Genomic DNA, 22,245 nt, shown 5'->3' on the forward strand with positions numbered 1-22,245 from the left:
CACCCATCCTCTTATGCCTGTACCATTGCTATGTAATAACAACGCATACAGCGTTCAGCTTCGCTCATAGCCTCTTCTTGCGTGAAGCCTAAGTTTACCTCTTTGTTGTTATATTTTCTATCTTCAACTTCAAGAACTTGGCTATGTTGTCTTGGAACTCCAGCAAGCCAACCTGTAACTTTCTCTTTTTTATCGTAAACTCTTAGTTTTCTTAAATGGTCTTCCATAATTTCATCGTCACTCAGAGTTACTTCACCGCTTTGAACATATCTAGCCATAACCGAAGCTGCTCTTTTTGCTTGACCAACTGCATTTACAATTGTCATTGGGCCATATTCACAATCCCCTGAAGCAAAGATGCCTTTTCTTGAAGTCATATAATCCTTGCCGTTTGTTTTGATAGTAGCCCAAGAAGTCTTCTCAATCTCCCACTCTTGAGGAAGAAGTTTCAAGTCAGCTGATTGAGAAACTGCAGGTATAAGATAATCCGCTTCGATTACATAAGAAGCGCCCTCAATCTTAACAAGCTCTGCACGTCCTCCATTTGGGTCTGGAACTAGTTCAAACTTATCTACGAGTAAAGATTTTAAGATATCTTCTTCATCTATCATCTCAGCAACTGCTGAGTGAAAAAGAAACTCCACACCCTCTTCAACTGCCTCGTGATACTCTTCGTAAGTTGTGTTTTTGATGATAGTCTTCTCATCTCTACGGTATATCATGTAAACTTTTTTAGCGTTTGCACGTATAGCACATCTTACAACGTCCATAGATGTAAATCCGCCACCAACACAAACAAGTGTTTTTCCAGTTAAATCAAGATATGGAGTTGTTAGTAAATTTTTTTCTTGATCCTCTTTTGAGATTGCATATCCATACTTATCATAAAGGTTTACTTTATCTAAGAAGTCGATTGCACCCCAATAACCTTTGATTTCAAATCTCTCATTATTACAATAAACTTTTTTAGAGATTCTTGTTCCAGTTGCAACCATAACAGCGTCATATTCACTCTCAAATCTTCTCATATCATCAGCGTTAATCTTGCTATTTACTATAAAATTAACACCCATATCTTTTACGCATTCGATATCTTTGTTGTATTTATCAATTGGCATCCTGTACTCAGGAACACCAACAGCAACCTCTCCGCCAAGGACTGGAAGCTCTTCATATACATCAACTTCAATACCCTCAGCTGCCAAATAATAAGCAGTTGTAAGCCCAGCAGGACCTGCACCAATAACAGCAACTCTCTTGCCATTATTAGGTTTCTTCTGGATAGGGTGGAAGAAATCATATCCATGATCAGTCTCCCAATCAGCTCCAAGACGCTTCAGCGCCATAATCGAGATAGGCTCATCAAGGTTTGTTCTTCTGCATGCATCTTCACAAGGGTGCGGACAAACACGACCGCAAACATGCGCCAGAGGCATTGTTTGGCGAGTTGCCATAAGTGAATCGTCCATTCTAAGGTCGCGAACTCCCTCAATATATGCAGGAATATCTACATGTGATGGACAAGCATCTGTACAAGGCGCAGTTATTTTAGCGATATATGCGATAGATTCGCTATAGTGGATTGATGGTTTGTGCTCATTAATGCACTCTAAAAAAACATGCTCAAAATGTGTCATCAAGTCAAGAATAGGGTTTGGAACAGTTTTTCCAATCTCACATTTTGAAGTGATTTGCATACTTTTACCAATCTCTCTTAAGTGGTCTAAATCTGCTACACTGCCTTCACCACGAGCTATTTTATCAAGTTGATCATATAAAATTCTGCCACCCCAGCGTCCAGGCGCACATCTTCCACACGCTTCAGAGTACTCTTGATATTGCGCTGCGTACTCCATAGCCAAACGGATAACATCTACATCTTTATCAAAAAGTGCAACGCCATCCCAGCCTATAAAGGCTTTTGATTCACGGTGACTATCATACTGTGCTGGTAGATTGTAAGCTGACTCTTTCCACTCCTCTATCGGCGTGTTGATGTTGTTTACAAACTCACCGTTCCAAGTAGAAAAATATACTTTGCTCAAAATTCAAATCCTATCTATTTTTTTGTAACGATAGTCCAGTCGACTTCGTTGAACTTTAAAGAGTTAAGCAACTCATATCCGCACTCTTTTACTAAATCCGCAGATCTTTGAATTGGAGTAAAATCTCCAATCTCAAAAATGAAAATTGCCACTTCTGCAGCTTTATGAGCTAAGAGTATCTCTTTCATTCTAGGCTCAAAACCATCTTTTAAATGTCTTAAATCATATCTTTTCATATTGTCGTCTCCTTTTTCAAAGAAGTGAATTCTTTGAAAATTCCCCTCACTAAAGCTTCATCTTCGATGAGAGAAAAAATTATAAATTTTTTCATTAGCGGTCAACCTCTCCAAAAACTATATTTGTAGTACCAATAATAGAGACAACGTCTGGGATATAATGCCCTGGTAAAATATCAGTTAAAATCCCAGTGTGCCAAAACGATGGAGCACGCAGTTTTAATCTATATGGATATGGTCCACCTTGAGAATTTATGTAAAAACCAAGTTCGCCCTTTGGTGACTCTGTTGCTACATAAACCTCGCCAACAGGCGGTCTCATACCTTGCGTAACTAAAACAAAATGTTGCATCAAAGAGTAATTTTGAGTCATTATGTCAAGTTTTGGCGCAGAGATATATTTTGGAGCATGAGCCATAAGTTCTGTTTGGTTATCTTTTACACATTTCTCATACATGTCAATTGTTTGATAAAGAATCTTTGCAGACTCTCTCATCTCTTCCATATAGATTCTGTATCTTGCAAAGTTGTCGCCTTTATCTGAATAAGGAACTCTAAACTCAACTTCATCATAAAGCTCATAAGGCTCCTCTTTACGGATATCCCAAGCAACACCGCTAGCTCTAAGCATCGGTCCTGAACAGCCCCATGAGAGCGCCATCTCTTTAGATATTACACCAACTTCTTCCATTCTCATAAGCCAGATACGGTTAGTATCTAGTAAATCTTCATAATCTTTTATATTTTGTGGAAGTTTATCTAGGAATGTTTTTAATTGAGTAATAAATGTATCTTGAATATCTAATGGAACTCCCCCGATACGAATAGCAGCATGTGTAAGTCTAGCACCACAATACCCCTCCATAATATCCATAAGATACTCTCTCTCACGGAATGCAAAAAGAAAAACTGTCATAGCACCTATATCAAGCGCAGTTGTTGCCAACCAGAAAAGGTGACTCATAAGACGGTTTATCTCAAGGAGCATCATACGGATAACTTTTGCACGGCGAGGAACTTCAAGACCTATGAGTCTCTCAACTGCAAGTGCAAATCCATAATTATTTGCGGATGAAGCGATATAATCCATACGGTCGGTTGTTGGCATAAACTCGTTATAAATCATATTTTCAGCCATCTTCTCCATACCACGGTGAAGATAACCGATATCTGGATGAGCCTTTACTATCATCTCTTGTTGAAGATGAAGCATAAGACGAAGTTGTCCATGAGCTGAGGGATGTTGTGGACCGAAATTTAGAATCATCTCATTGTCTTCTCTATCAAAAGTGATATTTTCAAAAAACGGGGTTAATCTATTTTTTACTTGCATTTTATTATTTCCACCTATCTTTGAGGATCGTCAACAACGACCGAATCTTTTTTATCAAATTTCTTAATCATAAATACACCACCTTCTTCTTGGTAGTTCTCTTCATTTTTAGGCTCATTACCAGTAATTTTTGTCCCCTTAGGCACTTCATAACCTAAGCGTGCAAATCTCTGGCTATCATATCTATCTACCTTAGCAGTATCACGAAGTTCAGGTCCGATAACATCACGTGCCTCTTTACCATAAATTTTATCAACTTCATACCAAGCAGCAAACTCATCACCTTGAAGTGGATAAGTTTTTAGAAGTGGATGTCCTTGCCAATCATAAGGCATAAGGATTCTCTTCATAAAAGGGTGTCCGTTTGCTTCAATGCCAAACATATCAAACATCTCTCTCTCAGACCAATCAGCAGAGCGGAAAAGTTTCTCTACAGAGTTTATAGCCTCGCCTTTTTTGATAAACATTTTTATACGCAGACGTTTACGTTTGTTCATACTAAGCATCTGATAAAAAACTTCAAATTCACCTTTGGCAGCCAACCAATCAATCGCACTCATCTCTGAGAGTTGAGTATATTCACACTCATCTCTTAAGAGTTCTAGTACTTTATAATTATCAGCTGGATTGATATAAACCACCATTTGCCCAACTTGAATATACGCATCAAGAACATTAAATTTTGATTTGATTACTTCTAAATCTTTAGCAAAATTCTCATCACTCTCCACAGGAGATTTTGGAACTTGAGGAGAGACGTAAAATCTGTCTGTATAGTAGGCTTTTGCTTGTACGTTGTCTTTTGGTTTATAAGCTCTCATTACATTAACCTCTTAGCCACTTGCGCACGAGACGCTTTGTTTGCACGAATTTTTTTCTGTAACAGCATTACGCCATACTGAAGTGTCTCAGGACGTGGAGCACATCCTGGCAGATACAAATCAACTGGAATAATTCTGTCAACCCCTTGAACGGTTGCGTAAGTATTAAACATACCGCCAGTATTTGCGCATGAACCCATAGAGATAACCCATTTTGGCTCAGTCATCTGGTCATATAATCTTTTTATAAATTCAGCATGTTTTTTAGTCAAAGTTCCAGCAACAATCATCACATCAGATTGTCTTGGAGATGCTCTAAAGATAGTTCCGAATCTATCGAAGTCATATCTTGAAGCTCCACTTGCCATCATCTCAATACCGCAACATGCAAGACCATAAGTCATTGCCCAAAGTGAGTTTGAACGCCCCCAGTTTACAATTTTATCTATACTTGTAAGTGCAACAGGTAAGCCGCCGTTTTGTGTATAATTTATTTTATGTTGTGCCATTCTAGCGCTCCTTTTTTCCATGCATATACAAAACCGATAGTTAAAAGAAGTATAAACATTAACATCTCAGCAAAACCAAACCAACCAAGCAACTTAAAATCAACAGCCCATGGGAACATGAAGATAATCTCTACATCAAAAAGTAAAAATAGAAGTGCAAATAGATAAAATTGTGGAGAGATTCTATTTGGTTGTTTTGTGACCTCTGGTCCACACTCATAAACTGACAATTTAATTTTTTCATTACTCTTAGCCGCTAATGCACGACTCGCTAAACGAGCGATAATCGTTGTCATCGTAAATGCACCAAATGTCAAAAGAAAAAGTACAAATACCCCAAAATACGGATTTGAAGTGACTACATGCTCCATATAACCTACCTTTGCTATTATAATTGTTTTAAAACGTATAAAAACATAAGCCGTTTAACTCAAATATTTATACATATTTTTAGAAAAAACAGTTACGTGGATTGTAGCAAAAAGAGTATTAAATGCAAGCTTATGATGCAATTTGAAATAATTAATGTTACAAATCACTACATGTAATTTTAGCTATTTAGATTATGTGAGTATAAAAGAAACACCCTTTTGGAAAAAAATTTGTGTTTGATTTGTAGAGATAAAAAAGCTACAATTATTTCAAAAATAAAAAGGCTATTTATGAATCTAATAAAACTTTTTCTTATAACTCTGCTTGCAACTTTTAGCTATGGATACGAGCTAAAAATAAACAAAACATTTGATGAGACTCTTGAGCCAGACAAAATGGAGCTAACTTTCTCTTTGAGTGCAAAAAAAGAGAGTGCAACAGAGACAAAAGAGCTTTTGCATAAAGCGATAGAGAGTATAAAAAAAGAGTCTATCTGCAAAGGTGCAGCTTATAGCATAAATCCTGAGTACAACTACAATTCTAAAAAAAGGGAGCTTTTGGGCTTTATAGGAACTGCTAATTTTGAGTGTACTTTTAAACAAGTAGAAGAGATAGATGCACTTTTAACTTATTTTGACACTCTCAAAGAGCTAGAGCTAAGACAAGCGCCACTTAGATGGGTAGTTGATAAAGAGAACATAAAAATAGCAAAAACGAGCTTGGAGTTTAGAGCGATAAAGTATGCAAAAGAGTACGCACAAACTCTATTAGAAGAAAAAATTGCTACATGTAGTGTAAAAAATATAGAGCTTTTAATGGATGGTTTTGTTCGTTACGAAGCACAAAATATGATGGTAGCAAGAAGTGCAATGCCAACTCCCACAAAAGAGCCAACAACTATAACCATCAACGCAAACTATCTCTATGATTGCAATTAGTTGTACAGAAACCTTAGTAAAGCCTCTTATCCTCTTTTTTTTGCCACATTTCAAAGAGCTCTAAACACTCAGCTCTTTGTATATTTTTTAACTCTAAAAAATCTTTCTCATAAAACTCTTTATCTCTAAAGCCTATATCATCAGCATCTTGGCTGGTTGCGCCAAAGTAAACACTCTTAATATTTGCCCATCTAATCGCTCCCATACACATCGGGCATGGCATACATGTAGTATATATTTCACATTCACTCAAATCATAAGTAAGCAGTTTTTTTGAGGCTTTTCTTATCGCCTCAATCTCAGCATGAGCAGTAGCATCGTTTAATTTTAAGACTCTGTTGTGCGCTTTTGCTATAACTTTGCCATCTTTTACTATTACTGCACCAAAGGGTCCGCCATCACCTCTCTCAACTCCGAAAGTAGCTTCTTTTATAGCTTTTTTCATAAAAATGGAGTGTTTCATAACGACTTTACTTTTGCAATAAAATATTTTTTATGAGTTCCACATATCCGCTATTTGTACCAATATGCTCTAAAACTGTTATCTTGATATCATATTTTTTACTAAATGTCTCACAGAGATGTGGGACATCTTCTCTTACATGTTTTCCTGGAGCTAGAAAAAGAGGCAAAACTTTTATAAAAGTCACGCCATCTTCTTTGAGATTTTTTACTGCACTCTCAAAATCTGGCTGAGCCAGCTCTAAAAAAGCAAGTTGAGCGTTTTGTAAACTTTTACTTAGCTCCTCTAAAACTTTACTACTTGCATCATTTGACTCTTTAACCTTGCTTCCATGTGAGAGAAGTATATATCCTTGCATTTTTGTAATCCTATTTATTTAAAAAACCCATCATTTTTTCACTATCAAAACTTGCGTCTTTTTCTCTTTTTATCTCTTGAATAAAATCTTCTAGTAAAAAGAGCGCCTTTTCTCTAACTGCTACTTTATAAGCTGTATTTTTGATGATTAAATTTATCTGCCCACCAGTTAGAGAGTAAGTTGAGAGCATATCCACATCAAAGCCCTCTTCATAAGGAGCCCCTTTAGGAAGCATCTTTTTCCATAGTGATAATCTTTGCTCTTGGTTTGGTTTTTTAAACTCTATTTTGTAGTTAAAACGTCTTGAGAATGCTTTATCTATGTTCTCAAGCAAGTTTGTAGTAGCTATTAAAACACCTCTAAACTTCTCAATCTGCTCTAAAAATATATTTTGCATCTGGTTGTGCATCTGATCAGCTCCGCTGCTTGCTCCGCTTGATCTTGCTCCTAAAAACTGGTCTGCTTCATTTAGCAGAAGTATCGGTTCTGTCTTTGTTTTTTCACACAAATCATAAAAAGTATCAAAAATTTTACGAACATTTTTCTCACTCTCACCCACATACATGGAGAGAATTTTTGAACAGTCAAACGCTAAAACTTCTCTCTTTAGTGATTTTGCAAGTGAGTAAGCTGTCATAGTTTTACCTGTTCCTGCCGCCCCATAAAAGATGATTCTAGCGTCAATTCCGCTTTTTTTGTCCTTTACGCCCCACTCTACAAGTCTGCTAATAACCTCTTTATCTAGTTGTCGCATCAAATTTTCTAAAGTGCTTTGTGTCTCTTTTGCCAACACAACATCCTCTAGTGAAGTCTCTGGCGCTATTAGCTCAAAAATATCCTGTTCATCTATAAGAGTATTTAACTTTATACGGCGGATTTTTTTATTTTTTTGAGGATGAATTATGTTTTGAAGCACCTCATCAACTATATAAAAAGCTCTTGAAATTCCTCCAAAAGGGTTTAACATCTCTTCATAGTCAATAATGCCATCGTTTATAAGATTTGAGCCATCTTCTAAAAGAGCGCGGTTTTTTATGCGGTCATACTCATCAAGTGAAATAAGCTCTATTAGTGCATTCATATCTCTAAGTGAAGCATCTGTTGCGCTGTACTCTTCACGAAGAAGTGCTAAAAATATAACCTGCTCTTTTGAATCCATCTTTTTTTGTTTAAAGAACTTATCGAGTACAAGCTTTCCTGTTGTTTGTTCTACTCTATCTTCTATACGCTTTTCAAGAAGTTTGAGCTTTGCTTGAGTTCTATCAATTCCAAGTGAGTGCTCATGAACATTTTGACGAATTGCACTCATTTTTTGATACAAATCTATTCGCAAAAATTGATCTTGAAGATACTCTAAATGATCGCTATATGGCTTAATATCTGGCAGTTCGCTCTCTAATGCCCCATCTTGAAGAAGCTTTAAAAATGAAGCAGAAAGGCCAAGTGCACTGTTTAAAAGTTCAAGAGGGGTCACCTCTGAAATCTTCATAGGTGCAAAACTTTGTTGATGAAGCCAACCAAGTTCTAAAAGAAGTTTTACCTCTTTTAGGTGTTTGATTCCGTCATATTTTTTCTCGCCATAAAGCTCTTTTAAAAGGTCAAAAACCAAGACATCATCTTCACCTTGTATATATCTTTTTGCTAAAGCTTGAAGTAGCTCAGCCTCTGTTTTACTACATTTTAGTTGAGCAAATATGAGAGTTTTCTCTACATCAAGCGTCTCTAAAAAATCTATTAATGTTTCCAAATATTTCCTTAAAATTTATACTCTATTGCAGATGAAACTATAAGTACGTTTGCATCTGAAAATTCGCCATCTATTGATGCGTTTGAGACTCTTCTGTTTTCTCGCACTGAGTAAAGAGCCGCTAATCCTATGTTTAATTTGTCGTTTATTTGATACCTTGCACCCATTGAGAACGAGAGTGAATCGCTATCTGGAAGCTCAAAACTTATTGTTGAGTTTGGTACTGGGGATTTATCTATCACTAGACCACCCATAAGTTTTAGCGCATTTAACTCTTGCGTTACACCAAAGCGAAAGACATCGCAATCTTTAAAGTTTTTTGCAATTGACGTGCCAAAAACAATGTTAGTCACTGGATTTACGCCACTTCCATAGTTAAAATCAAGCTCTTTATATGCACTCCAGTAGTTTCTCTCATACACAAACTCTAGTGTTGTTTTTGAAAGAAACGTATATGCTGCTGCTATATTTAAAAGAGCTGGAACAGGTACACTAACTGAAGCAGAGCTAGAAGAGCTGTAAGTCGCTCCCACGCCGCCTCCAAAACTATTTGCAATATCACGATAAAAAAGAGTAGCAGAGCCTTTTGAGGTTAAATCTACTTTTGAGCGATATGTCAGCGCAAATTCTAACTCTGATGTTGGCTTATATGAGAGCGCTAAGTTATATCCAAAATCTATGCTATCACCGCTCATATCACGAGAAGCGATTGGTGAAGTACTCTTTACAATACCATCTGTGTAGATAGCTCTTAGACCTAAAGCTACACCAATGTTCTCACTTACTTTAAACGCAACACTTGGATTTAGTTCAACAGTTTTTAGCGTAAACTCCTCCGAGCTATACACAGCTGGAGCATCTTGCCATCTTTTTGAGAGCCCTGCTGGAGAGACTAAACTAACTCCAAGACGAACTCCGCTTATATCTTGTGAGACATAGTGAAGTGAGGGGATAATAAAATTTTCTCTTTTTGAGTCTATGTTATATCCGCTAGTTGTTCCCAAACTACTTGTGTACGAACCTTGAAAGTTTACATCACTAAGCCCAATATAAATTAGGTTTCCCTCAATAACTGCTTCATCTTTCATAAAAGCCATATTTGCTGGGTTGTAATACGCTGCATCAGCACCATTTGCATGTGCGACATTTGCGGCACCAAGAGCAACAGAGTTTAGTGAAGTCTCAGGAATTTTATATCCACCTGCTACAAGAGCAGAGCCAAGTAGTAAAAAAACAAACGCATTTCTCATAACAAATTTCCTCCTGTGTTAAATAGTTTTTAATTCTACACAAATAGCACTTAATTTACAAACGAATAAAGTAGCCTAATCTCTTGAGCCCATATACTATCATCAATGGTTTCAAGAATAAGAGGAATATCATCCATTCTTTCGTCATTCATTATAAATTTAAAAGTATCAAGACCGATTTCGCCGACTCCTAAAGAGTTATGTCTATCTACATGTGAGCCAAACTTTGCCTTTGAGTCGTTTATGTGCATGCCCATAAGATATTTGAAACCCACTATTTTATCAAACTCACCCCAACTCTTATCGTAAGCTTCTCTTGTTCTTATGTCATACCCTGCGCTAAACATATGACATGTATCTATGCAGACTCCCACACGACTTTTATCTTCTACTTTGTCGATTATCTGCGCTAGGTGCTCAAACTTCCAACCAAGGTTGCTTCCCTGTCCTGCAGTATTCTCTATAACCAAACTGACACCGCTTGTTTTATCTAAAACCCTATTCATAGATTCAGATATATTTGCCAAACACTCATCTTCACTTATCTTCTTTAGATGGCTTCCTGGGTGAAAATTTAATCTATCAAGCCCTAAAAGAGAGCATCTTTGCACTTCATCCAAAAATGCGTCTAATGATTTTTCTCTCGCATCAAGCTCTGGATGCCCAAGATTTATAAGATAAGAGTCATGAGGAAGTACATGGCGAGGCAAAATTCCGCTTTTTTCTAATGCTGTTTTAAATTTATCTATAGTTTCACTATCAAACTCTTTTGCACTCCACTGCCTCTGATTTTTAGTAAATAGCGCAAACGCTTTTGCCCCTATCTTTTGTGCATTTTCAACCGCATTAAAAACTCCGCCACTCGCACTTACATGTGCTCCTACAAATTTACTCATCTAAATCCTTTATCTTAAAAATAATCCCGTTTGCTCTGTCTTTAAAAAAAACTCCATGTGAATCAACTCTGTAGATGATATCCACATCATCATTTTTTATACTCTGCTCAAATCCATCACTATTTTTACTCAGATTTGCACCATCATAAATCATACGAGATAGAAGCATATTTTGCATAGTATCATCAGGGTATGAACTATGCAGATAATCTTTGTTAAATCCGCTCTTGCTCATACACCCCTCACTCGTACAAACCATATGATTTATGACAATTTTCTCTATACTTTTACCCGCAATAAATAGCTCAAGTTCTATCGTCTTACCGCTATTTCTAAGATAGCCAGCATCAGAAAACTTTATCTTTGGTGATTTTATTGTGATAATTTTTGTTTGAGTATGCTCATAATTTTTAATGCTACATGCAGTAAAAAAAAGAGTAAAAATAAGCAGTATATGTTTCATAAGTGAAATTATAGCAACTATTTTATTGTCATTGTAAGAGTATAAAAGTACTTATCTATTTAAATAACTCAAATTTAATACTTAGATAAGAAAAGTGCATATACAATGCCTCCATCTTAAACGAAGGATTTACATGAAGGGTAAAATATTAGATTTTAATACTCAAAGTAGTTCAGGTGTTATCTCGGCAGATGATGGCAACAGATATAATTTTAACACTTCAGAGTGGAAGAGTGAGAAAAGCCCAAAAGTTAATCAGATTGTTGATTTTGCCATAAGCGCAGAGAATGCAACAGCTATATACCTTGATAGAAGTGTATCTTTTGTAGAGGCCAAGAGTAAAATAGCAGCTGCTCTGCTTGCTTTCTTTTTGGGTGCTTTTGGAATCCACAAGTTTTATCTTGGATGCAATAGCGCTGGGGTAATTATGTTGGTGTTATTTCTAGTAGGTTTTGTACTATTGGGTCTGCCTAGTTTAATCATTGGTCTTATCGCTTTTATTGAGTCTATAATCTATATTGTTAAATCAGATGAAGATTTTCAAAGAGTATATGTTGATAACAAAAAGTGCTGGTTTTAAAACTCAACCTTTTGGAACTTTTATGTTAACCACTCTAAAAGTTCCAATGCACTCATCTTGAATTTAAAAAAAGCAAACTATTTTTTACTAAAATCCTGCTCAAGTAATCTCTTTTGTATCTCGTCCTCTTTAACTCTTTAAAACGCTGCATCTCTCTTTTAGCTGTGAGTATGAAAACTATTAATGCCTAAGAGTTCTCATATGCGAAATAATATGGTCTGCGTCATCACCTAAGTGTTGCTCGGCCATAACATAGAACATCTGCTCCTCTTTCATATTGTGCTGCTGCATTAAAATCATAAGAGTCTCAGACAAACCAAAAAACTTATTATTATCTCCGCCTTCAATTGCTTTGCTCATCTTTGATAACAGCTCTCTCATCTGCTCATGCTCCATAACCATAACTTGCGTTGGACCCTCAGACATGCCTGTTTCTTGCTCAAATGCTGGAAAAAGAACCATCTCTTCCATTTTAAAGTGATTTGTCAAAGCATCATAAAATGCTTCAAATTTAACCAAAACATCTTGACTTTTAGAAACAACCGCATTCTCCATCTCTACAAAAATCTCATCGCAATCTCTATGGTCTTGAGTCATAAAATCTTTAATATTAGACATTTTTTATCCTAGTTAATTTTTTAAACATCATAATATCTTCTTCAACAAAACAGCCCATTGACAGCCATCAATAACACTCACTTCAACGAGACACTTCCTCTTGATTTTGTTGGCTTCTCGCCACTCTATTGCAGTGACTCCAAACAGAAAATACGCTACAACTCTATTTGCACTCTCTTGAACATAATATAGAGTTCTTCTATGACAAACTTTTTAAATTAATAGGGAGAAAGTTATTGGAAATGGACACCCTAAAATGTGATGATATAGCTTAAGTTAGTGCCATTCTTCATAGGGGTGTGATTTGGAAAAAGTGGAAATTCATTCTAAATTCATTCTCAGGGGCGTTGTTCGAGAGCGAGAAAAGTAGAACTTGAGAACAATAAAAAATGTCTATGGCGTCTATTTTTAACCAAACAAATTAATAACTAGCAATACGCCCAAACTAAGCCAAAACAATGTATTCAATTTACCACTTTCTAGTTTTTTATCTGATTTAAAGATAGTAATAAACAAACCAAGAATAAAAAGGAGCAATACCACTACAAACACAACCGCAATAGCTATAACAACATAATCCATCTTTAATTTCCTTCCACAATCATAATATCATCTTCATTAAGTACGCAGAGTTCATATCATTTTGTCTATCTCTATTTTAAACCAACATGCAAAAAATTTGATTAGTTGGCGGAATATATTAACGTATATGCTCAATAACTAAAATCTTAACTGTAAATTCAATTTAAAATAATTTTTTGTTTTATCCTGAATTATTGTTCCAAATTTATGTCGTGATGTTGATGGTGTATCTAATTTTATATTTTCAAACAAATAATTTTTTAAGTTTTCCATATTGATTATATGAAACGTAATTAAATCGCCATTTTCCTTTACAACTATTGTTCCATTACTCGCATAAGAGCCATTCCATTTTTCTCCAGCGAAAAAACCTAATAATATATCAACAAGAAACTTTTTTAATTTATTTATCAACATAGCTTTGTCGTCTATATCCAAATGAGTTAAAATATCTGTATAGTCACATAGATAATTTACAATATCAGATAAATTAGAAATTCTATTCCCATAAAAAGCCATTAAGAGATAACCAATAATTTCAGGTAAGACATTATCAACCATCTTTAAATTGTAATTCATAGTATCTTTTTCAGCTTTTAAATAACGGAATGTGCCACCATTTTTATTTATTGCTACTATTCTATCTCTAAGCTTGGTTGCAGTAGAAATTTGGTTAATTTCACTAATTTTACTATTGTCTAAACCATCAATCTCAAACATAAAGTTTGTATTACCAGAAGCATTTAATAAAGTCGGCTTACTTCCTAAATATGATTTAATACCAAAACCCTCATTCTCTTTAACAAATGTGTTATGCTCTATATCTAAAACTATATCTGCCTTTTGAGAACTATTACCGCCTTTTACAATACTAAACCCTAATGCTGTTTGTATTATTTCAAAATCATTTATTTCAAAAGTGCCACTTCCAGCTTTAATTTGATTAAGAATATTAGTTAATGTTTCATCTGTAATGATACTGCTTATGTCTATTTCTGCTTCTTCTTTTGTTTTCGTATGTATCGATTTAATTTTAAAATCACTTACTGGGATAAATTCTAAATCTAAATTTTCAGTAGTAATTTTATTGATTTTAAAAAAATCTCCCGTAGGGTTTAACTCTTTATCTGAGAGCAATAATTTTTGTTCTAATAATATTTTTATAAAAGCAAATAATTCACTCCATTCACCTTTGTTATTAGTCTTATTCATTGGCTTGCCTCTTTTGTTAAGATTATTCATATATTCAATTACTTTGCTACCAACTGCTTTAACAGCGTCAATAGCTACACTATTGCCTAATTGTTTCATAGAATGAGTAGGACTGACAGGAAAATGGAAATCATCGGGAAAACCCTGAATTTTTTGAGCTTCTTTAAATGACAGTCTTTTAACTTCGCCATTAACTAAATAAGCATCCCAGTTTCTTCTATCATCAATATTAGAACCTCTACCACCCACCCGAACAGTAAAGCCTATTTCTCTACTACATTCTCCACCCCATACATCACTCATATTGAATTTTAAAGGTATTTTAGGCGGAAAATTAAAACCTTTTAAAATATCTTCATCTCTGAAACCTATCATAAATGTTCTGGGTCTTAATTGTGGCAATCCGTAATCAGAAGCTTTAATAATTTGATGATAAAAAGAGTAGCCTAATTCTTCCGTAAGTATATGCTGAATAGTTTTAAAGGTATTTCCATTATCGTGATTAACTAAACCTCTCACATTCTCTAAAAAAAATGCTTTTGGTCGTTTAACTTTTATTATTTCTGCTATGTCAAAAAATAAATTACCTCTTTCTGATTTGTGATTATCATCAAAGCCGTATTTTTTGCCTGCCTGACTAAATGGCTGACAAGGAAAACCAGCACACAATAAATCAAAATCAGGGATTTCTTCTGGCATAATTGTCTTTATATCTTCGTTAAATAAGCCATTTTCAAATAATTCAGGGGAATATTTTTTAAAATTATATTTATAAGTTTTTCTAGCATAAATATCAATTTCAGAAGCAAAAACACATTCTCCACCTAACTCATGCATAGCTTGATGAAAACCACCAATACCAGCAAAAAGGTCTATAAAGGTAAATTTCTTATTATTCAAAACTATTAATTCCTCATATATTTAAAAAAAGTATTCTACAACAATAAGCATTGTATAAACTTTGCATATATTTAAAGAATGGATAAAAAATCAGAACTGGAAATCTAGATGAAATATATCAATTTGTCATATTTTAAACCTCTACTCTCAAATTTACCTACAATTGCGTTTATGAAAATACACATAGATATAGACTGCTTTTTTGTAAGTGCCGCTCGTATACAAGAGCCCTCTCTTGAGTTTAAGCCTGTGGCAATCGGCGGACGCAGCGATACGAAAATATTTAACAAAGATGCAAAAAAACAGGCCGTAAACTTTGAAAATTCTGGCTCTTTTGTACCTACTTTTTACAAGGCTTATGAAGAGAGAGATGACGATATAGACGCTTTTAAGGATGAAGACGGACGAGTGCGAGGCATACTTACAACTTCTAGTTATGAGGCAAGAGCGTATGGTGTTAAAACCGCAATGAGCATAAAAGAAGCCCTGTCACTTTGCCCTCATCTAATCATAAAAGCGCCCGACATGTCACTTTATCAAAAGCTCTCACATGAACTTCACGAGTTTTTACAGACTAAGATACCACTTGTTGAACAAGCCAGTATTGATGAGTTTTATGGGGATTTGAGCGGTTGGGTGGATGATAGTGACGTGCCAAACTTTATAGCTGCTCTAAGAGATGAGATAAAGAGTGTTACTAAACTTCCCGTCTCAATTGGCGCAGCAAAAACTCGCTACATCGCAAAACTCTCTACTACTTATGCAAAACCTTTTGGATGCAGAGTCATTTTTGAAAATGAGCTGGAGAGTTTTATAGAAAAAATCCCTGTTACAAAATTTGCAGGAATCGGTAAAAGCATGAGCGAAAAACTTCTGGATGCGCAAATTCACACACTTGGAGAGTTGAGTAAAAGACGAGGCACGATAGAGTCATGGGGACCTTATGCAAAAGAGCTATATCTTAGGGTTTGTGGACTTAGTGATGATGATATAACAACCAAACATATAAGAAAATCCATAGGCATCTCAAGGACGTTTGACCCACTTCGTGATCGAAATGAACTAAGAAGAAGAGTGCATGTACTCGCTCGTCATCTTAGTTTTGCCATCTTAAAGCTAAAAGTCATTCCAACAGTTTTTCATCTATCACTAAACTATGAAATGAGCCAAAAATCACATAAAAATATCTCTCTTTGCGAGATTTTTACAGAAAAAAAATTTGACTCACTCTGCCTAAAACTTTTTGATGAAGCCGATGTTCATAAAAGATTACATCTAATAAGAATGAGCATAAACTGCTCAAGTTTTACGAGAGAATCACGTAAAGAGCTATCTCTCATAGGCTTTGAAGAGGATCAAAAAATGTATCGCCTTACAAATCACTCGCAAGAGATACGTGAAAAATATGGGATAGATATGTTGAAATGGGGAAGCGAATTATGATAGAATCACCCCATGCTAAAAACTAAACTACTAGAGCAGTTTCGCTCATTTTATGCAAGAAATTATCCTGATGATATGGAGACTCAAATCGAGTATTTTGCTATTTTTGGCGGACTTGGTTGGGAGATAGAGACAACAAAAGATGCATCTGCTCTCATAAAAGAGCTTATCCTTGATAACTATAAAACATTAAACAAAAAGATTGAGGAACTAACTCTCTCAAATCCAGAGTACTTAAGACTTCTAAAAGCTCTAGCAATTGGTAACAGAAAGATTTTTTCATCATTTAACAGAGCTGGGTTAAACAATGCTAATGGAGGAGCTGCGCTAAATTATCTTGAGCAAAAAGGGTTAATCCAAATAGAGTACTCAAGAGAGGAGCCAATCCGCACCAGCCGTCCAAATGAGAAACTAAAACGTGAAGAAGCAAGATACAGAATCTCACATAAAGTTCTATTTACGCATCCATTTATCAGATTTTGGTTCTACTTTGTAGCACCTCATTCCAAAACAATAGCACTCTATCAATATGATGAGTTTTTTAAAGCCTTTGAGACAAGGCGAAATAGCTATACCAGTTTAGTTTTTGAGGAGCTCTCAGAGATACTTCTAAACTATAATCTAAGAGATTCTCAAATTTTAAGCTCAGGAAGCTACTGGGAAGCAAATGTTGAGATAGACATACTCACAATCACTCACGACGATAAAATTTATGTAGCCGAGTGCAAATGGACAAACCATAAAGTAACTAAAGCTGAGTGGCATAAAATAATAGATAAATGCAAAAAAATAGGCATAGAGCCAACACAAATAGTTATATTTTCAAAAAGAGGGTTTTCAAAAGAGTTAAAACTCTTAGAAGGTAAAGAGCTAGCGCTCTACAGCTGTGAAAATTTCAGCTCTCTTGTAAAGAACAGCTCAAACATTAAGCTGATAGAGGGGATTTATAAATGAGTTTTACATGTAAAACTTTGCTAAAAACCTACTCTTCTTAACTAGCCCTAAGCGCAGCGTATGCCTCTTGTAAGAGTTGAAACTTCTGAGTATAGCGTTTTATTATGTAGGGTGATTCGTTATGAAGCTTATCTGGATGATAAACTTTTGCCAATTTTTTATAGCTCTCTCTTAGCGCATCTTGACTAGCTCCAACTGGGCACTCTAGAACCATATAAAAGTAATTTTTTTCTCTATCTTCTTCCTCTTTGCAAAGATTGCCAAAGCTGTAGTGTGCAAATTCGCTATAAAGCTTACTCATAAAGCGGTTATCAAAGGTATAAGTTATTTGATAGTGTAAAACACTGCGTTTATTTAGAGTTTTATCTAACCTCTCTCTTGATTTTAAATCTGACAAATCAAGAACCAAAGAACTATCTGTTCCTCGCTCTATATAGACTTCAAGTTGTGAGCGTAAGTAGCTCATAACCCAAGAGTTAGCTCTATCTAACGTGATTAGAACTCTGTTTTTATCATATGCGTAAAGATTTACTTTTATGTTTTTTGGCTCTTGAGATTTATTTAACTCTATTCTGATTGGTTGATTTCCAAATTTAAGCATTGAACGAAGAAAAAATTCATGTGAAAAATCATGTTTTAGGGCGTGATACTGGCTTAGCTCTTTTATGAACTCGTTTCTAGATTCACTAAGTGATTCATTTCTAAAGACAAGAACTGCTTTATCTAAAAAAAGCATTCCTCTAGCATGATGACTTAAAAACTCTCTCATCCATCCGCTATTTAGCGTATCAAAGTCCGTATTGATAAGAATAAGATTATTGCGTAAAACAATCTCCATGTACTCTAACCTTTATAGGATAATTTAGCATTTATAGCAAAAAGAGTTCCAAAAAAGTTAGATGATACGCTTTAGAGCTCTAATGCACCAACTAATGCAGTAATTATCTCAGGAGATACATACTCTTTCGCGTAGCTGATAATAGTATCTTTAAATGGAGCAATCATTGATGCATCTATACCCAAAGCACTAAATTGGCTCTCTGGAGATGTTGCACCCAAAAGAGAAGCAGCAGCTGAAGTAGAATTCATAATGTTGCCTAACGCAGGAGCTTGTTTTGTAAGTGCTTGAAACTCTGAAGGTTCCATTTTGTCTTTTGCACCACTTAAAAGTGCCGCTGCACCACCTGCTGCTTGAGTTTTAGTTACTCCAAGTGCGCTTAGTGATGATAAGAGTGCATTGTCCTCTTTAGTAGTTTTTGTAGTTGCTGGAGTGCCTGATAGTAAAGGAGTTGCAGCCTTCATCATAGAACCCATATCAAATGCGCTTAATTGTGTAGAGAGCAGAGCTGCGCTTAAGAGAGCTATTGCTGGTCTTTTTTTCATATTTTTATATTCCTGTTTTAAGTTCACAAATTTTAGCGTACGCTTTTGGTTCTCTATCTCGTATAAGTCCCCAGTACTGTCTCTGTTTTTGGTTATCCTCTATATCAAAAGAGGCGTAAATAATCTCCTCTTTATCTCTACTAGCTTCAGCAATTTTTGCACCTGTGTAATCTGTTATAAATGACGAGCCATAGAAATTAAGAGTACATGTAGCACCTCTCTCTTCTCCGATTCGGTTTGCAACAACGACTGGAACAGTATTTGTAGCGGCATGTCCCATTTGAACTCTTTGCCAATGCTCTTTTGAATCAAGATGTATCTCTGGCTCACTTCCAATTGCTGTTGGATAGAAGATTATCTCTGCACCCATAAGCGTTAGTGCTCTAGCTGTTTCGCAAAACCACTGATCCCAGCAGATTCCAACACCTATCTTAGCATAAGCGGTGTCATAAACTTTAAAGCCTGTATTTCCAGATTTGAAGTAGAATTTTTCTTCATATCCAGGACCATCTGGAATGTGCGTTTTGCGGTAGTTATCCATGATAGTGCCATCGGTATCTGCCACAACAAGAGAGTTAAAATATCCCTCTTGACTCTTCTCAAAATAGCTGATTAAAATAACTACTTTTAGCTCTTTTGCCAAAGAGGCAAATCTATTTATAAGAGGATTTCCCTCTCTTGGAGCTGCCCACGAAAAGTACTTCTCATCCATATCTTTACAGAAGTAGTAACCCTCAAAGAGCTCAGGCAAGAGTATAATCTGCGCACCATTCTTGGCAGCTTCTCTAGCCAAGTTCTCAGCTTTATCAAGGTTTGAGGCTTTATCCTCACTCATACTCATCTGAACAGCACTTACTTTAACCATGAAGAACCCTCTTTAAACCAATTTAGCTTTTTCTATCTTTTTTCTCTCAACTTTCATACGATCTTGAAACTGCTTACTTTTATCTTTTGCAAAAAGCTGCATATCTTCAATCTCATCCATCTCATCAACAATCTCAACGCCTAAGAGTGTCTCTATCGCATCTTCAAGACTCACAACACCTACGGTTTGACCATAGTTGTCAAAAACAATAAAAAGGTGTGTTTTTCTCTTTACAAAAAGATCTATTAATTGCGGAACTGGAAGATTCTCAGAAACCATATGAACCTCATGAGAGATGCTCTCAAGCGTTATTTCATCGTGATCTTCATTACTCTCTTCAAGTATTTTTTGGTTAAAAACAACTCCTACAACGTCATCTAAAGTGTCTCTAAATATCGGAATACGTGAGTGAATATACATCCTATCATCTTCAATAGCTTCTTCAACTTTTGTATCTGCTCTAAGTGCAAACACAACACTTCTTGGAGTCATAATATCTTTTGCTTTAATATTTTTCAGTTTCAGCAGATTCTCTATCAAATCACTCTCTTTTGATAAAATCGCACCCTCTCTCTCACCCATAGCGACAATAGCCATAATTTCATCACGTGAAAAATTACTTTGATGCTTCTGGTTTTTAGATATCATATTTGTTAAAATTGATGAAAACCAAGTAAAAGGTCTGCTAAGAACCATCATAAATGAGATTATATAAGCAGATGGAAGTAAAAGTTTTTTCCAGTAAAGTGCGCCTATTGTCTTAGGAATAATCTCTGAGAAATATAGAATAAGCAGCGTTACAATAAATGCAACAAGAGCTTGCCACTCCTCTCCAAAAACTATCTGTGCTTGAGCACCAACACCTGCTGCACCCATTGTGTGCGCAAAAGTATTGACTGTTAAAATAGAAGATATTGGTTTATCAATATTTGATTTTAAATCTTTTAATTTATTTACTAAATATTCATTTTGCCCATTTGACAAGCTCTGAATATATGAATTTGTGCTTGAGAGTAAAACTGCTTCAAGAACTGAGCAGAGAAACGATACTAAAAGAGCGATTAAGAGATAAGTTATGAGTAGCGTCATAGAACTTCTCCTATGAACATGTTAGTAAAACTACGCGAGTCGGGGTCGCTTTTGGTCATTTAAATTTCCTTTAAAAATTTTGAAGTGCATTATAGCACATTATAGTTACTGCTATGCTTTTTGTTAGTTTATGACGCTCTAAGAGAGGCGTCTGTATTTTATGGATGAGTACAAGGAGAGTAGTATGAAAGCGACTCCTACAAGTCCTGTAAAGAGTTCTGGAATATGAAATTTCATACCAAATAGCATGATAAAAGCTAAGATACCGATGGCATAATGAGCACCATGTTCGAGGTATATATATGAATCAAGCGTCCCTTTTTCCACTAAATAGATTGTAATTGATCTCACAAACATAGCTCCAATACCAAGTCCAAGCATGATAACTACAATATCTTTTGTAATTGCAAAAGCACCTATGACACCATCAAAAGAGAAAGATGCGTCTAAAACTTCAAGGTATAAAAATCCGCCGATACTGCCTTTTTTTACTGTGCTTGAAATATGTTTTTTCTCGTCCTCTTTTTCTAAAACAAATCCTAATATATCAACACTGACATAGACTATAATACCCCAAAGTCCAGCGTTTAGCACAGCTAGTTTTTGCCCTTCTTCTACGAATGTTGCAAAAAACATTAAAACAACTATCGATACAAAAATAGAGATGGCTTCAATCTTGCCAAGAAGTCCAAGTTTTTTCTCAATTATCTCAATCCAGTGAATATTTTTTTCTTCATCAAGCATAAAGTTAAGAAATACAAGAAGTAAAAATACACCTCCAAAAGCAGATATTTCTGCATGATGGGCAATTAGTTTGCTTGAATACTCCACAGGATTATCAAGTGCTAAATTCCAAACTTCTAAGATGCCCATATCTGCAGTTTGAGCAACTATAACAAGAGGAAAAAGAAGTCTCATACCAAAAACAGCAATCAGAATACCAACGGTTAAGAAGAGCTTTTTCCAATACTCATCCCATGTTTTAAGGATTGAAGCATTTACAACAGCGTTATCAAAAGAGAGGGAAACTTCCATAGAAGCTAAGATTAGAGTAACTAACATCATGCTAAGCGCGCTACTCCATCCGCCAAGATGATAACCCCACCAAAGCGAAATAAGCAGTGCAATAAATGTAAAAATAAAAGAGAATTTAAAATAGCTCAAACAAAATCCTTATAAAAAGTTTTG

Annotated in this window: 24 protein-coding genes; 4 read left to right on the plus strand and 20 right to left on the minus strand. The window is 35.4% G+C overall.

The window, feature by feature from the left end; genetic code table 11:
• Window positions 1-11: 11 nt before the first annotated feature.
• The 6 genes from SUDEN_RS09480 to SUDEN_RS09505 all read right to left on the minus strand — a co-directional run bounded on the left by SUDEN_RS09480 (window position 12) and on the right by SUDEN_RS09505 (window position 5,315).
• Window positions 12-2,045 (minus strand): FAD-dependent oxidoreductase, encoded by a 2,034-nt coding sequence (locus SUDEN_RS09480; RefSeq protein WP_011373438.1) that lies wholly within the window; start codon window positions 2,043-2,045, stop codon window positions 12-14.
• Window positions 2,046-2,059: 14 nt separating this feature from the next.
• Complete coding sequence (locus tag SUDEN_RS09485; RefSeq protein WP_011373439.1) at window positions 2,060-2,281, minus strand: NADH-ubiquinone oxidoreductase subunit E family protein; 222 nt, start codon at window positions 2,279-2,281, stop codon at window positions 2,060-2,062.
• A gap of 94 nt (window positions 2,282-2,375) precedes the next feature.
• Window positions 2,376-3,614, minus strand: coding sequence for an NADH dehydrogenase (quinone) subunit D (nuoD, locus tag SUDEN_RS09490; RefSeq protein ID WP_011373440.1), 1,239 nt, complete (start codon window positions 3,612-3,614; stop codon window positions 2,376-2,378).
• A gap of 14 nt (window positions 3,615-3,628) precedes the next feature.
• The gene (locus tag SUDEN_RS09495) at window positions 3,629-4,435 is read right to left on the minus strand and encodes an NADH-quinone oxidoreductase subunit C (RefSeq protein WP_011373441.1); all 807 of its coding nucleotides are present in this window, start codon (window positions 4,433-4,435) and stop codon (window positions 3,629-3,631) included.
• Window positions 4,435-4,944 carry a NuoB/complex I 20 kDa subunit family protein gene (locus SUDEN_RS09500; protein ID WP_011373442.1) on the minus strand — a complete coding sequence of 170 codons (510 nt, stop codon included), beginning with the start codon at window positions 4,942-4,944 and terminating at the stop codon, window positions 4,435-4,437. The genes SUDEN_RS09495 and SUDEN_RS09500 overlap by 1 nt, the downstream gene beginning before the upstream one ends.
• Entirely contained in the window at window positions 4,926-5,315 is a 390-nt protein-coding gene (locus tag SUDEN_RS09505; protein WP_011373443.1) for an NAD(P)H-quinone oxidoreductase subunit 3, read from the minus strand. Before SUDEN_RS09505 ends, SUDEN_RS09500 begins: the two co-directional genes overlap by 19 nt.
• A 291-nt stretch (window positions 5,316-5,606) precedes the next feature.
• Between SUDEN_RS09505 and SUDEN_RS09510 the strand changes: the two genes are divergently transcribed.
• Complete coding sequence (locus SUDEN_RS09510) at window positions 5,607-6,254, plus strand: SIMPL domain-containing protein (protein WP_011373444.1); 648 nt, start codon at window positions 5,607-5,609, stop codon at window positions 6,252-6,254.
• A 13-nt stretch (window positions 6,255-6,267) separates the two neighbouring features.
• On the opposite strand, the gene SUDEN_RS09515 is transcribed toward SUDEN_RS09510, so the two are convergent.
• From SUDEN_RS09515 to SUDEN_RS09540, 6 genes are read right to left on the minus strand one after another with little or no spacing between them, the layout of a single operon-like run.
• Window positions 6,268-6,717, minus strand: coding sequence for a nucleoside deaminase (locus SUDEN_RS09515; RefSeq protein ID WP_011373445.1), 450 nt, complete (start codon window positions 6,715-6,717; stop codon window positions 6,268-6,270).
• Window positions 6,718-6,724: 7 nt separating this feature from the next.
• On the minus strand, window positions 6,725-7,075 hold the full coding sequence (locus tag SUDEN_RS09520; RefSeq protein WP_011373446.1) for a sirohydrochlorin chelatase: 351 nt from the start codon (window positions 7,073-7,075) through the stop codon (window positions 6,725-6,727).
• A 10-nt stretch (window positions 7,076-7,085) separates the two neighbouring features.
• Window positions 7,086-8,822 carry an ATP-binding protein gene (locus tag SUDEN_RS09525; protein ID WP_011373447.1) on the minus strand — a complete coding sequence of 579 codons (1,737 nt, stop codon included), beginning with the start codon at window positions 8,820-8,822 and terminating at the stop codon, window positions 7,086-7,088.
• A gap of 8 nt (window positions 8,823-8,830) precedes the next feature.
• Window positions 8,831-10,072 carry an OmpP1/FadL family transporter gene (locus SUDEN_RS09530; RefSeq protein WP_011373448.1) on the minus strand — a complete coding sequence of 414 codons (1,242 nt, stop codon included), beginning with the start codon at window positions 10,070-10,072 and terminating at the stop codon, window positions 8,831-8,833.
• 50 nt (window positions 10,073-10,122) lie between these two features.
• Window positions 10,123-10,968: a deoxyribonuclease IV gene (nfo, locus tag SUDEN_RS09535; RefSeq protein WP_011373449.1), complete on the minus strand. Its 846-nt coding sequence runs from the start codon at window positions 10,966-10,968 to the stop codon at window positions 10,123-10,125.
• Entirely contained in the window at window positions 10,961-11,431 is a 471-nt protein-coding gene (locus SUDEN_RS09540) for a hypothetical protein (protein WP_011373450.1), read from the minus strand. Before SUDEN_RS09540 ends, nfo begins: the two co-directional genes overlap by 8 nt.
• 133 nt (window positions 11,432-11,564) lie before the next feature.
• Here SUDEN_RS09540 and SUDEN_RS09545 point away from each other — a divergent pair, with 133 nt between their 5' ends.
• A complete protein-coding gene (locus SUDEN_RS09545; RefSeq protein WP_011373451.1) occupies window positions 11,565-12,011 on the plus strand; it encodes a TM2 domain-containing protein in 447 nt (148 codons plus the stop codon).
• 180 nt (window positions 12,012-12,191) lie between these two features.
• On the opposite strand, the gene SUDEN_RS09550 is transcribed toward SUDEN_RS09545, so the two are convergent.
• From SUDEN_RS09550 to SUDEN_RS09555, 3 genes are all read right to left on the minus strand, one after another.
• Window positions 12,192-12,629: a hemerythrin domain-containing protein gene (locus tag SUDEN_RS09550; protein ID WP_011373452.1), complete on the minus strand. Its 438-nt coding sequence runs from the start codon at window positions 12,627-12,629 to the stop codon at window positions 12,192-12,194.
• Window positions 12,630-13,037: 408 nt separating this feature from the next.
• A complete protein-coding gene (locus SUDEN_RS11345; protein ID WP_158301047.1) occupies window positions 13,038-13,211 on the minus strand; it encodes a hypothetical protein in 174 nt (57 codons plus the stop codon).
• 138 nt (window positions 13,212-13,349) lie between these two features.
• Window positions 13,350-15,323 carry an HpaII family restriction endonuclease gene (locus SUDEN_RS09555; RefSeq protein ID WP_011373453.1) on the minus strand — a complete coding sequence of 658 codons (1,974 nt, stop codon included), beginning with the start codon at window positions 15,321-15,323 and terminating at the stop codon, window positions 13,350-13,352.
• A gap of 108 nt (window positions 15,324-15,431) precedes the next feature.
• Between SUDEN_RS09555 and SUDEN_RS09560 the strand changes: the two genes are divergently transcribed.
• Window positions 15,432-16,766 carry a Y-family DNA polymerase gene (locus SUDEN_RS09560; RefSeq protein ID WP_011373454.1) on the plus strand — a complete coding sequence of 445 codons (1,335 nt, stop codon included), beginning with the start codon at window positions 15,432-15,434 and terminating at the stop codon, window positions 16,764-16,766.
• A gap of 12 nt (window positions 16,767-16,778) precedes the next feature.
• The gene (locus tag SUDEN_RS09565) at window positions 16,779-17,720 is read left to right on the plus strand and encodes a DUF234 domain-containing protein (protein WP_011373455.1); all 942 of its coding nucleotides are present in this window, start codon (window positions 16,779-16,781) and stop codon (window positions 17,718-17,720) included.
• 37 nt (window positions 17,721-17,757) lie between these two features.
• Here SUDEN_RS09565 and SUDEN_RS09570 read toward each other — a convergent pair whose 3' ends face one another.
• The 5 genes from SUDEN_RS09570 to SUDEN_RS09590 form a co-directional block, all read right to left on the minus strand.
• Window positions 17,758-18,558, minus strand: coding sequence for a J domain-containing protein (locus tag SUDEN_RS09570; protein WP_011373456.1), 801 nt, complete (start codon window positions 18,556-18,558; stop codon window positions 17,758-17,760).
• A 71-nt stretch (window positions 18,559-18,629) separates the two neighbouring features.
• Window positions 18,630-19,103 (minus strand): DUF2780 domain-containing protein, encoded by a 474-nt coding sequence (locus SUDEN_RS09575; protein WP_011373457.1) that lies wholly within the window; start codon window positions 19,101-19,103, stop codon window positions 18,630-18,632.
• Window positions 19,104-19,107: 4 nt separating this feature from the next.
• Window positions 19,108-19,968 (minus strand): N-carbamoylputrescine amidase, encoded by an 861-nt coding sequence (aguB, locus tag SUDEN_RS09580; RefSeq protein ID WP_011373458.1) that lies wholly within the window; start codon window positions 19,966-19,968, stop codon window positions 19,108-19,110.
• Between the two features lie 12 nt (window positions 19,969-19,980).
• A complete protein-coding gene (locus SUDEN_RS09585; RefSeq protein ID WP_011373459.1) occupies window positions 19,981-21,057 on the minus strand; it encodes a CNNM domain-containing protein in 1,077 nt (358 codons plus the stop codon).
• A 138-nt stretch (window positions 21,058-21,195) separates the two neighbouring features.
• Entirely contained in the window at window positions 21,196-22,221 is a 1,026-nt protein-coding gene (locus tag SUDEN_RS09590; protein ID WP_011373460.1) for a DUF475 domain-containing protein, read from the minus strand.
• Window positions 22,222-22,245 lie beyond the last annotated feature (24 nt).

The sequence above is a fragment of the Sulfurimonas denitrificans DSM 1251 genome, assembly GCF_000012965.1.
In the GTDB taxonomy this organism is placed as follows: Bacteria; Campylobacterota; Campylobacteria; order Campylobacterales; family Sulfurimonadaceae; genus Sulfurimonas; species Sulfurimonas denitrificans.